This is a genomic window from Mesorhizobium sp. B2-7-1 (assembly GCF_006440735.1).
GTDB lineage: Bacteria > Pseudomonadota > Alphaproteobacteria > Rhizobiales > Rhizobiaceae > Mesorhizobium.
This window is the reverse complement of the sequence record NZ_VFUA01000079.1, coordinates 19998-31405: the sequence shown is the minus strand read 5'-3', so window position 1 is coordinate 31405 and position 11408 is coordinate 19998. Positions and strand designations below refer to the sequence as shown.

The following is an 11408-nucleotide window of genomic DNA, read 5'->3' as shown; positions in this document are numbered from 1 at the left end:
TGGGCGTGATCTCCACCCAGCTCGGCGATACCGGCAGCGAAAGGCCCGGCGCCAGGTCGGGGAACACGGTCCAGGCGCAGATCAATTCCCTGAACAACATCATCCGGCAAAAGCCCGACGCCATCCTGATCGACGCATCATCGGCCGAGGCTCTCAATCCCACGATCAAGAAAGCCTGCGACGCCGGCATCATCGTCGTCAGCTTCGACCAGACCGTGTCGGCCGAATGTGCCTACAAGCTGCATTCCGACTTCGACATCATGGCCAACAACCAGGCCGAATGGATGGCCTCCATGCTCGGCGGCAAGGGCAAGGTCTTCATGGATCGGGGTCTCGCCGGGGCGCCGATATCCGAGCAGTTCGAAAAGAATTTCGGCGCCGTGCTCAAGAAATATCCCGGCATCGAGATCGTCGGCTATTTCAACGGCAACTACGCCGCAGGGCCTGAACAGGAAGGCGTGGCGAGCCTGCTAGCCGCGCATCCGGAGGTCGACGGCATCTTCTCGCAGGGCTACGGCACCGGCGCCATCAAGGCGCTGCAGAATGCCGACCGGCCGATGGTGCCGGTCGTCGCCGCCGCCTTCAACGGCACCGGCGTCACCTGCGCCGAGACCAAGGGCGCGAAATGCTGGCTCGGCGCCAATCCGCCGTCGCTGTCCGCGGAAGCGATCAAGCTCGCGGTGGACATTCTCGATACCGGCAAGAAGCCGACCGACACGACCGTGCTGTTCAACTCGCCCGGCCTGACCACGGATATGGTCGACGCTAAATACGCGCCGAATTCCTCGGCGGTGAAGATCGAGCTCGGCAAGACCGTGTTCCCCGACCTGGCGCCGGGCCTTTCGCTGCCGGTATCGCCGAGCTGGGTGGAGATCACGCCCAAGGAGGCCTCGGGAACCTGATTTGAGGAGTGCGGGGGCGCCGCAGTGGGCGCCACGATTTCGAAACTAAAAAACGGGAGGAGAAAATCATGAAATTATTGAGCCGTTACACCGGCCTCGCAGCGCTTGCCGCCACGATGATGGCGGTTGGCATGCAGGCGGGCCATGCCGAGGACAAGAAGCCTTACACCATCTATCTCTCCAACAATTTCGTCGGCAACGACTGGCGCCAGCAGATGGAGCGCGTCGCCACGGTGTCGGTCAACAAGGGGCCGCTGAAAGGCCGCGTCGACCTCAAGATCGAGAATGTCGAGAACACCGTCCAGGCGCAGATCAACTCGCTGAACAACATCATCCGCCAGAAGCCGGACGCGATCCTGGTCGATGCCGGTTCGGATTCGGCGCTCAACCCCACGATCAAGAAGGCCTGCGACGCCGGCATCGTCGTCATCAGCTTCGACCAGGTGGTGACCGAGCCTTGCGCCTATGCCGTCGCTTCCGATTGGGACCGCATCCCCGCCGTCATGGCCGAGTGGATGGCCACCCAGCTTGGCGGCAAGGGCAACATCATCCTCGACCGCGGCCTCGCCGGCGCGCCGATCTCGGCGCAATTGCAAGGCGGTTATGAGAAGGTGCTGGCGAAATATCCCGACATCAAGGTTGTCGGCTATTACAATGGCAACTATGCGCTCGGTCCGGAACAGTCCGGCGTGGCGGCACTGCTTGCCGCCAATCCGAAGATCGACGGCATCATGACGCAAGGCTACGGCTCGGGCGCCATCCAGGCGCTGAAGGACGCCGGCCGGCCGATCGTCCCGGTCGTCGGCTTCTCCTACAATGTCGCGGCCGTCACTTGCGCGCAGACGCAGGGCGCCAAGTGCATCCTCGGCTCGAATCCGGCCTATCTGTCCTCGGAAGCGATAAAGCTGGCGGTGGATATCCTGGACACCGGCAAGAAGCCGGCCGAACGTTCGGTGTCGGTCAAGGGCGATTTCGTGACGACCGATCCTTTCGAGTCGAAGCTCTATCCGGGCACCAAGATGATCAAGATCGCGGTCGGCGAGAATGCCTTTCCCGACCAGGCGCCCGGCCTGACCCTGCCGATCACGCCCGACTGGGTCGAGATCACCGCCGCGGAAGCGGCCGGCAGCAAGTAACATCCTGTTCCACGATCCTGTCTCCCGGCATCGAGCGGTGCCGGGAGACCTTTTCGAGCAATTCCAGGAAAAGTGTGAGCGGTTTTCCCCCGGAATTGCGTAAAACTGGGAGATAGAGCGGTTCGCCGTTTCCGTGAAACGGTGAAACGCTCCAGAAAGCGGCCCATGGATCTCGTCACCGTCAACGGTCTGTCCAAACGCTATGGCGGCATCGTCGCGCTGAGCGAAGCCGCATTTAGCGCCCGGGTCGGCGAGGTGCACGCGCTGCTCGGTGAGAATGGCGCCGGCAAAAGCACCTTCATCCAGATCCTGTCCGGTGCCGTGCAGCATGACGGCGGTTCGATCCTCATCGACGGGCAGGACTATCGCCCCGCCAATCCGGATGCCGCGCGGGCGCGCGGCATTGCCGCCGTCTTCCAGGAACTGTCGCTCATTCCCGATCTCAGCGTCGAGCAGAACATCTGGTTTCGCCACGAACCTCGGACCCTGCTTGGCACCGTCAATCGCGGCGAGATGCACCGCAGGACGCTGGCGCTGCTCGAAAAATACGATTTCCCGGCGCTGCGCCCCGAGCAGGAATTGCGGCGGCTGACGCTGGCCGAGCGGCAGATCGTCGAGATCGCCAAAGGCCTGGCCAAGGACCCGCGCATCCTGATCCTCGACGAGGCGACCTCGGCGCTGCCGGCGCGGGAGGCCGAGTGGCTGCTCAAGCTCACCCGCCAACTAGCCGCCGAAGGCAGGCTGGTCATCTTCATCTCGCACCGCATGGCTGAGGTGCGCGCCATCGCCGACCGGCTGACCATCTTCCGCAATGGCAGCACCGTCGCCGCGCATGAGGCCAATGCCGTCTCCGACGACGAGATCGTCACCCAGATGATCGGCCGGCATCTCGACCGGCTCTATCCCGAGCGCGTGCCGACCATGACCGATCGCATCGCGCTCAAGGTCGCGAACCTCGCCAGCGGCAGCCGGCTTTCGGGCGTGGACTTTTCGCTCCGCGAGGGCGAGGTGCTCGGCGTTGGCGGTCTGCAGGGCCACGGCCAGCGCGAGCTGTTCCAGGCGCTGTTCGGCGCCACGAAGGCGAACGGCACGATCGAACTTTGGGGCAAGCCCACCGCGATCGGCAATCCGCGCCAGGCCCTGACCGGCAAGGACGGCATCGCGCTGGTGCCGGAAGACCGGCGCGGCCAGGGTCTGCTCCTGACCAAGAGCGTGCGCGAGAACCTGACGCTGTCGGTGATCAAGCGTTTCACCGAAAACGGCCTGCTCAGCCGGCAGAAAGAAGCGGCCCTCGTCAAGGAGATGGTCGATTTCCTGCGTATCAAGGCCGGCACCCCGGAACAGCTCGCCGGCACGCTGTCCGGCGGCAACCAACAGAAGGTGATCTTCGGCAAGATGCTTCTGACGCAAGCGCGCGTGCTGCTGCTCTACGATCCGACGCGCGGTGTCGATGTCGGCACCAAGGGCGAGATCTTCCAGCTGATGCGCGACCTCGCCGCCAAGGGCTACGCGATCCTGTTCCATTCGAGCGACATGCCGGAGCTCGTCCATGTCGCAGACCGCGTGCTGGTCATGCGCAACGGCCGCATCGCCGCGGCGCTCGAAGGCGATCATATTTCGGAGGAGGGAATCCTGCGCGCCGCCATGCTTGAAACCAGGGCCGCCTGAGGCATGGTGATGTCCGCGGAGCAAACTGTGGAGACGGCGCAGATGCCGGCGCAAACGAAGGACACCAGGCCGGGCGTCGATTGGCGCGGCCGCGCGCTCGACCGCGCGCCGTTCCTGGTCGCCTGCCTGATGCTGGCCTTGATCGTCGCCATCTATGGCAGCCTGCAGTCCGGCGTGTTCACGCTGGACGAACTCAATCTCGACACGGCGGCGGCGATGACGCTGATGCTGGCGGCGACAGGACAGACCATCGTTCTGCTGCGCGGCGGCATCGACCTGTCGATCGGCGGCATGATCAGCCTCGGCACGGTGATCGCGGCGACGCGCTTCACCGACGATCCTTCGACCACGGCGTTCTGGGGGCTGACAATACTGGCGCTCGGTTTCCTCATCGGCGCGCTCAACGGCTTGCTGATCTCGCTGCTCAAGCTGCAGCCTTTCCTGGTGACGCTCGCCACCTGGTCGATCCTCAACGGCGTCGCCATGATCATCCTGCCGACCGATGGCGGCAGCGTTCCCGGTTGGTGGGTTGGCTTCGCTTCCGCGCAGCTCCTCGGCCTGACCAGTCCTGTCTGGATGCTGCTGGGGCTGTTCGTGTTCTGGTGGTGGTTTTGCGCGACGCGCGTCGGCATCACCATCCAGGCCTCCGGCTCCAACGAGAAATCGGCCTTCCTGTCGGGTGTTTCCATCACCCGCGTCAACATCGTCACCTACGGCCTGTCCGGCCTGTTCGCCGCGGGCGCCGCGCTGTTCCTGATAACGCAGACGGGCGCCGGCTCGCCGACCATCGGCAAGGACTATATCCTGCCTTCGGTGGCAGCCGCGGTCATCGGCGGCGTCAGCCTGTTCGGCGGTCGCGGCCATCTCGCCGGCACGCTGATCGGCGCTTTCGTGCTCACCCTCATCGGCAACCTGGTCTTCGTCCTGCACGTGTCGAGCTATTGGCAACCGGTCGCGTCCGGCGTCATCCTGCTGCTCTCGGTGCTCGCCAGCTCGGTCGCCGAGAAAGCCGCGAGGAGCCGCGTGCAATGAGCGCTTTCCTCGCCCGCAATCGCCTTATCGTGCTTGCCTATGCCGGCATGGTCGTGCTGCTCCTGGTCACGGCGATTTTCTCGCCAGGTTTCCTCTCGGTCTCCAACATGCGCTCGACCGTCGTGCTGGCGGCTTTCGTCGGCATCGTCGCGCTCGGCCAGACTTTCGTCATCATCGGCGGCGGCATCGACCTGTCGGTGCCCTGGGTTCTGAATTCTGCCGCGATCGTCATGGCGCTGCTCTGCGGCGGGCAGGATTTGCCGCTGGTCTGGGTCATGCCGCTTTTGCTCGCCGGCGGCGCCTTCATCGGGCTTGTCAACGGCGTCGGCGTCGCCCAGTTCGGCGTGCCGCCGATCATCATGACCTTGGCCACCAACGTCATCCTGCAGGGCCTGATCCTGGTTTTGACCGGCGGCTCGCCGACGCCGTCGGCGCCGGCGCTGATCCAGTTCCTGTCGGTCGGGCGGCTCGGTGGCTTTCCGGTCATCGCGCTGATCTGGCTCGCGCTGACGTTGATCGCCACGCTGCTGCTTTCCAAGGCGGCATTCGGGCGCCACCTCTATGCGCTCGGCACCAGCGCCACCGTCGCCGAATTCTCCGGCGTGCCGACGGCGCGCACCACCATCCTGACCTATGTCGTCTCGGGCCTCACCGCCGCTTTCGCCGGCATGCTTTTGACAGGCTATTCCGGCCAGGCCTATCTCGGCATGGGCGACGCCTATCTGTTCACCTCGATCGCCGCGGTCGCCATCGGCGGCGCCTCGATCCTCGGCGGCAGCGGGCATTATCTCGGCACCGTCGCGGGCGCCATGGTGCTCACCATCCTCACCGGGCTCTTGCCGGCGCTCAACCTGTCGAGCGGCGCGCTGCTCGTCGTCTATGGCGCGGTGATCCTGATCACGGTGTCGATCGGCAGCGAGACCTTCGCCGGGCTCGGCGGCAGAATTCGCGGCAGAAGGGCTTGAACATGGTCGAAATCACTTGCGTCGTCGATGCGGGGGCAGAGCTTGGCGAAGGCACGCTCTGGGATCCGAAGGCCGGCGTGCTGTGGTGGATCGACATCTGGAAGAAACTGATCCACCGCTACGATCCCGCTACCGGCAAGGACGAGGTGTTCGAGACGCCGGAATATCTCGGCTGCCTCGGCCTGCGCGAGAAGGGCGGCCTGGTTCTGACCATGGCCGATGGGTTCCATTTCTTCGATCCTGCGACCGGCAAGTTCGAGGCAATCGTCGACCCGGAAGCGCATATGCCGAAGACCCGCTTCAATGACGGCAAGCCGGACCGGCAGGGACGGTTCTGGTCGGGCTCGATGTTCGAAGCCCCGGGCCAGCTCGAATTCATCGGCGCGCTTTACCGGCTCGACGCCGATCTTTCCGTGCACAAGATGATCGACGGCATCGGCTGCTCCAACGGGCTCGCCTGGAGCCCGGATTCGAACACCATGTATTTCTCCGACAGCCATGCCGGCGCGGTGTGGGCCTATGATTTCGATCCCGCCACCGGCGGTATCGAGAACCGCCGCACCTTCATCGACATGACGGTCACCGGCGGCGTCGCCGATGGCGCCACGGTCGATGCCGAGGGCTGCTACTGGGTGACCGTCCCGGTGACCAGCAAGGTCTGCCGCTACGATCCGAAGGGCAGGCTGATGCAGACGGTGCTGCTGCCGACCGACCTGCCGACCTGCTGCGAGTTCGGCGGCAAGGACCTCGACATCCTCTATGTCACCTCTGCCGTGCTCAAGCGTCCTGCAAGCCATTTCGTCGGGCAGAAGCAGCCGGGCGGGCTGTTCGCGCTCGACGTCGGCGTCAAGGGCCTGACGCTGCCGGCATTCAAGGGATAACGCCGGCAATCGAGGCCGACGATATCACGGGCGGTGTCTCGACCTTTCGTAACGAGGCGGTCCCGTCGCCATCGAAGCTGCCGCCATTGCATCAAGCAAAATGCGATCGCAGGCCGGCGATGGTTTCGTTGATCACGGCCACCACTTTGGCCTTTTCGCTGACTTCGATCGGCAGGCGGGGCCTGCGGACGTGCTCCGGGGCGCCGTAGACGAGGTGCTCGGCCATCTTGATGTACTGGACCAGCTTGACATCGGTATCGAGGTGGAAGGCAGGGGTCATCAGGCGGTACAGCGGCAGCGCGGTCTTCAGGTCGGCCGCGCGGCCTGCGTTGAACAGTTTCACGCATTCGTCCGGCCAGGCGTTGGTCATGCCGGATACCCACCCGACAACGCCCAGCGCAAGGCTCTCCAGGATCAGGTCATCGACGCCGCAAAAGATGTCGAAGCGGTCGCCAAAGGCATTGAAAAGATCGGTGACGCGGCGGATGTCGCCGGTCTCTTCCTTGATCGCCACGATGCCGGGAACGTCGGCCAGGCCTTTCAAGGTCTCGACATCGACATCGACCTTGTAGGCGATCGGATTGTTGTAGATCATCACCGGCAGGTCGCTGGCTTCGGCGACTGCCTTGTACCAGGCCACGGTCTCGCGGCGATCGGTACGGTAGGCAAGGCTCGGGAAGGTCATCAATCCCTGCGCGCCGAGCTTCTGGTAGTTGCGCGCGGCCCAGACGGCGTTGTCGGTGGACAATTCCGCAAGGCCGGAAAGCAGCGGCACTCGTGCGGCCACCACTTCCCTGGCGGCCGAGACCACCGAATCGCGCTCCGGCTGGGTCAGCGTGGCATTCTCGCCAAGCATGGGCAGGACGATCACGCCCGACACGCCGTTCTTGATCAGCCGGTCGATACTGGCTTGCGTGGCTTTCAGGTCGATGGCGCCGGAAGCATCCATCTTGGTGGTCACCGCGGGAAATACGCCGCTCCAGGTCATGAGGTCTTCTCCTTGGTTGGGATGCGGCTGTCGAGCGGCATCGAAGATGAATCGGTAGTTCGCATCGCGCCAGGCGCCGACGGAACGTTCGGCGGAACTGCGTCATCGTTGCCGTAGTCGGTTTTGGCCCGTTCGGGCGAAACCTTGCCGTTGGCCAGGTCGGCGACAAGGGCAGCGCGGTCGCGCAGGCTTGGATCGCCCCATCCGCCGCCGCCGGCTTGCTCGTGACGCAGCACCGTGTCCTTGCCTATTTCGAGCGTGACCTTGGCCGGCAGCTCCCGCCAGTCGCCACCCTGCTTGATGCTATTGCGCGACAAAGCGCCGGGCGCTCCGCCGAAGAGGCCGTAGGGCGGGTGCTCGTGGCGATCCGCGCGCAGCTGGAGAACGGCGTGGTCGGCCAGCAGCCGGTACTGGCGGTTGAGCCCCAGCCCGCCGCGAAACTGCCCGGCGCCGCCCGAGTCCGGCCGCAGCGAGTATTCCTCCATTAGCAGGGGATAGCGGGCCTCGATCGTTTCGATCGGCAGGTTCGACATGTTCTGGCTGGGATTGGTGACGCCTTCGATGCCATCCTTGTCGGCGCGGCCGCCCCATGCTCCGTTGATCATGTCGACCAACACGAAGGGACGTTTGGCATCGCCATGATAGCCGCCGATGGCCACGACCGTGTTGCCGCCTTCGCCAGCCGCCATCAGTTTCGCGGGCGCGATCCGGGCCAGCGCGCCGAGCACCGTATCCACTACCCTGTAGCCGGTCAGGGCGCGCGCCGCGACCGGCGCCGGCATGGTCGGGTTGAGGATGGAACCCTCGGGCGCCGTCACCGTGATGCAGCGGTAGACGCCGGCGTTGTTCGGCACGTCATGGTCGAGCGCGCAGCGTATGCTGAGATAGGTGGACGATTTGGTGAAGGACAGCGTCGCGTTGATCGCGCCCTTGACCTGCGGCGACGAGCCGGCGAAATCGACCCACAGATGGTCGCCCTTCACCGTGATCTTGCAGGCGATCGGGATCGGTTCGGTCGAGAAGCCATCGCCGTCGATATAGTCGGTGAAGGTGTAATCACCGTCCGGCCAGGACGAAATGGCCTTGCGGGTCAGCGCTTCGCCATAGTCGATCAGCCGGTCGAAATAGATCTCCAGGTCGTCGCCGTAGCGTGCGAACAGGCGCAGCATCTCCCGCTCGCCGATGTTGCAGGTGGCGTATTGCGCATCGAGATCGCCGAGCACCAGATCGGGCAGCCGCACATTCCTCTCGATGATGGTCAGCAGCGTCCGGTTGGGCGCGCCGCGCTCATAGAGCTTCATCGGCGCGATGCGGATTCCTTCCTGGAAGATTTCGGTGGAATCCGACGCGTTCGAGCCCGGCACGCGACCGCCGACGTCGCAATGGTGGGCGATGACCACCGAAAACCCGAGCAGCCGCTCGGAGGCGAAGATCGGCTTGAACATGAATATGTCGGGCAGGTGCATGCCGCCGTCATAAGGATCGTTGAGGACGATCACATCGCCGGGGAAGAGATCGCCTTGGAACCGTTCCAGCACGACGGCCATCGCGTCGGGAACCGCGCCGAGATGCAGCGCCACGGTCTTCGCCTGCGACAGGATACGTCCCTGGCGGTCGCAGATGGTGACCGAATAGTCGAGGACGTCGCGCACGATGGGGGAGCGGGCCGTGCGCATCACGGCATAGGCCATGTCATCGACGATGGTGTCGAGACCCGACTTGATGACGGCGAAGGTGATGGGGTCGACGGTGTTCATCGCGTCGCCCCCGATGTCGCCACGAGGCTGCCCGTATTATCCGGTCCGACGGTGAAGCCGGGCGGAATGACGATGGTCGTATCCGGGCAGTCGATGACGAGCGGACCGCTTGATTTGCCTCGCACCGTGTCGCGGCGCACGACCGGCGTGTCGAGCGCCATGGCTGGACCGAAATGGATGAGGCGCAAAGATGGCGCACCGGAGGCGGTCGCCTCTGCTGGCCGCGCGGTCCGGAAGTCGAATGGCGCGCCGCTTCGTGCATGCGCATGCAAGCGCAGCACAACGGCCTCGATCGTGTCGGTCGGCGTGTAGCCATAGGTGTCACGATAGGCGGCAAGGAAGAGCGGCCGCATGGCGGCCGGGTCGAAGGGGCCGTCGAGCGGGATCGTAAGCGCCGCGTCCTGTCCCTGCAGCCGCAGGTCCATCATGGCGGCGAAGGTGATCGTTTCGGGGCTGTAGCCCTGTGCCGTCAACGCGGCGGTCGCGGCATGGCGCATCTCTTGCGCCGCGGCTTCGACCTGCGCGGCGCCCAACGATTGCAATATCCCTTGCAATGGCCGCAATTCGTGGTGCTCGACGCTGCCGGCCAACATGCCCGTCGCGGTGAACACGCCCGGCGATGGCGGGAAGACGACGCGACCGATGTCGAGCATCGCGGCCAGGTCGCAGGCATGGACAGGTCCGGATCCCCCATAGGCGAGCAGCGTCAGCCCACGCGGATCAAGACCGCGCTCGACGGTGACGGCGCGGATGGCCCGCACCATGTTGGCGTTTGCGATCTCGCGGATGCCGCGCGCGGCGGCCTCGACCGACAGGCCGAGTGGCCTGCCTATGGCCTGTTCGATCGCCTGCCGTGCCGCCTCGATATCAAGCACGACACTGCCGCCGGCAAGCTTCCCCGGCAGGAAGCCAAGCACCACATTGGCGTCCGTCACGGTCGGTCTCGCGCCGCCAAGGCCGTAGCAGACCGGACCCGGATTTGCCCCGGCAGAGATCGGGCCGACGGTGATGAGCCCGGCGGCATCGATCGCGGCGATCGAACCGGCGCCGTTGCCGACCTCCGCCACATCGACCGTCGGCACACGCATCATGTATCCGCCGGCCTTGATGAAACGCGAGGGCACGGACATTCCGGCCCGGAACTCATACTCGTGGGTGCGGCTCAAGACACCGCGGCTGACGAGCGCCGCGGAAGCCGTCGTGCCTCCCATGTCGAAGGCAACCAGATCCGGTTCGCCGATCGCCGCGCCGAGGCGCGCCGCTCCGACAGCGCCGGAGGAACGGCCGGAAGAGATGAAGAACACCGGTTTTTGCCGCGCCGTGGCCGAAGAGGAGAGGCCGCCGTTGGAATTGCCGATCAGGAGAGGCGCGGTGACGCCCGCCTTGCGCAGGCCTTGCTCGAGCCGGACCAGATATGCGCTCAGCGACGGCAGCACATAGGCGTTCACCGCGACGGTCGATGTGCGTTCGTACTCACCCGCCTCCGGCAGGACGTCAACCGAAGCGGTGACCGGAATGCCCGGAAAGGCAACGGCGAATGCCTGCAGGGCCGCCCGCTCGTTGGTCGGGTTCTTGTAGGAATTCAGGAAGCAGATCGCGACGGATTGCACGCCTTCGGCGATGAAGAAGCGGCCCGCCTCGATCACGTCCGTTTCCCTGAGCGGCGTCATGATCGTGCCGTCGGCCAGCGTGCGCTCCTCAGCCTCCAGCCGGTAGCGGCGCGCCACCAAAGGTTCGGGCTTGTCCCAGGTGAGGTCGAACATGCCGGGCGTGCGAAGTCTGCCGATTTCCAGCACGTCGCGGAAGCCGCGCGTCGTGATCAGGCCCGTTCGCGCGCCTGCCTTCTGCAGCAGCGTGTTCGATCCGACGGTGGTTCCGTGCACGACTTCGGCGAGTTGACCCGGGCGCGTACCGCTTTCTTCGAACAACTGCCGCATGCCGCCAAGAACGGCCTGTTCGGGCGCGGCCGGGGTGGAGCTCACCTTGGCCGAAAACACCACTCCGTCGTCTCGCGACAGGACGAGATCGGTGAAGGTGCCTCCGATGTCGACACCGAGCCGGGCGGTTGCAGGCATCGCT

9 protein-coding genes are annotated in these 11408 nt (G+C 65.1%); 6 read left to right on the top strand and 3 right to left on the bottom strand.

The genetic code is table 11. The features are described 5' to 3' along the window. The 6 genes from FJ471_RS24500 to FJ471_RS24475 all read left to right on the top strand — a co-directional run. On the top strand, nt 1-902 hold a 902-nt coding region (locus tag FJ471_RS24500; RefSeq protein WP_246684822.1), incomplete at its 5' end, for a substrate-binding domain-containing protein. Between the two features lie 68 nt (nt 903-970). Beyond that, nucleotides 971-2038, top strand: a complete 1068-nt coding sequence (locus FJ471_RS24495) for a sugar ABC transporter substrate-binding protein (protein WP_140807303.1) — start codon at nt 971-973, stop codon at nt 2036-2038. A 165-nt stretch (nt 2039-2203) separates the two neighbouring features. Further along, nucleotides 2204-3706 (top strand): sugar ABC transporter ATP-binding protein, encoded by a 1503-nt coding sequence (locus FJ471_RS24490; protein ID WP_140807302.1) that lies wholly within the window; start codon nt 2204-2206, stop codon nt 3704-3706. Nucleotides 3707-3748: 42 nt separating this feature from the next. Next, nucleotides 3749-4738, top strand: a complete 990-nt coding sequence (locus FJ471_RS24485) for an ABC transporter permease (protein WP_246684821.1) — start codon at nt 3749-3751, stop codon at nt 4736-4738. Continuing rightward, entirely contained in the window at nt 4735-5703 is a 969-nt protein-coding gene (locus FJ471_RS24480) for an ABC transporter permease (protein ID WP_140807300.1), read from the top strand. Before FJ471_RS24485 ends, FJ471_RS24480 begins: the two co-directional genes overlap by 4 nt. 2 nt (nt 5704-5705) lie before the next feature. Next, nucleotides 5706-6584, top strand: a complete 879-nt coding sequence (locus FJ471_RS24475) for an SMP-30/gluconolactonase/LRE family protein (protein ID WP_140807299.1) — start codon at nt 5706-5708, stop codon at nt 6582-6584. Nucleotides 6585-6675: 91 nt separating this feature from the next. Here the strand turns inward: FJ471_RS24475 and FJ471_RS24470 are convergent, their stop codons facing one another. From FJ471_RS24470 to FJ471_RS24460, 3 genes are read right to left on the bottom strand one after another with little or no spacing between them, the layout of a single operon-like run. Then, complete coding sequence (locus FJ471_RS24470; protein ID WP_140807298.1) at nt 6676-7572, bottom strand: dihydrodipicolinate synthase family protein; 897 nt, start codon at nt 7570-7572, stop codon at nt 6676-6678. Then, entirely contained in the window at nt 7569-9329 is a 1761-nt protein-coding gene (locus FJ471_RS24465) for a hydantoinase B/oxoprolinase family protein (RefSeq protein ID WP_140807297.1), read from the bottom strand. Before FJ471_RS24465 ends, FJ471_RS24470 begins: the two co-directional genes overlap by 4 nt. Then, the gene (locus FJ471_RS24460; protein WP_140807296.1) at nt 9326-11404 is read right to left on the bottom strand and encodes a hydantoinase/oxoprolinase family protein; all 2079 of its coding nucleotides are present in this window, start codon (nt 11402-11404) and stop codon (nt 9326-9328) included. Before FJ471_RS24460 ends, FJ471_RS24465 begins: the two co-directional genes overlap by 4 nt. Nucleotides 11405-11408 lie beyond the last annotated feature (4 nt).

Excerpts from the sequence above, each read along its gene's own strand:
- FJ471_RS24470 (WP_140807298.1), bottom strand. The coding sequence starts at position 7,572 with ATGACCTGGAGCGGCGTATTTCCCGCGGTGACCACCAAGATGGATGCT.
- FJ471_RS24495 (WP_140807303.1), top strand. The coding sequence starts at position 971 with ATGAAATTATTGAGCCGTTACACCGGCCTCGCAGCGCTTGCCGCCACG.
- FJ471_RS24475 (WP_140807299.1), top strand. The coding sequence starts at position 5,706 with ATGGTCGAAATCACTTGCGTCGTCGATGCGGGGGCAGAGCTTGGCGAA.
- FJ471_RS24465 (WP_140807297.1), bottom strand. The coding sequence starts at position 9,329 with ATGAACACCGTCGACCCCATCACCTTCGCCGTCATCAAGTCGGGTCTC.
- FJ471_RS24485 (WP_246684821.1), top strand. The coding sequence starts at position 3,749 with ATGCCGGCGCAAACGAAGGACACCAGGCCGGGCGTCGATTGGCGCGGC.
- FJ471_RS24480 (WP_140807300.1), top strand. The coding sequence starts at position 4,735 with ATGAGCGCTTTCCTCGCCCGCAATCGCCTTATCGTGCTTGCCTATGCC.
- FJ471_RS24490 (WP_140807302.1), top strand. The coding sequence starts at position 2,204 with ATGGATCTCGTCACCGTCAACGGTCTGTCCAAACGCTATGGCGGCATC.
- FJ471_RS24460 (WP_140807296.1), bottom strand. The coding sequence starts at position 11,404 with ATGCCTGCAACCGCCCGGCTCGGTGTCGACATCGGAGGCACCTTCACC.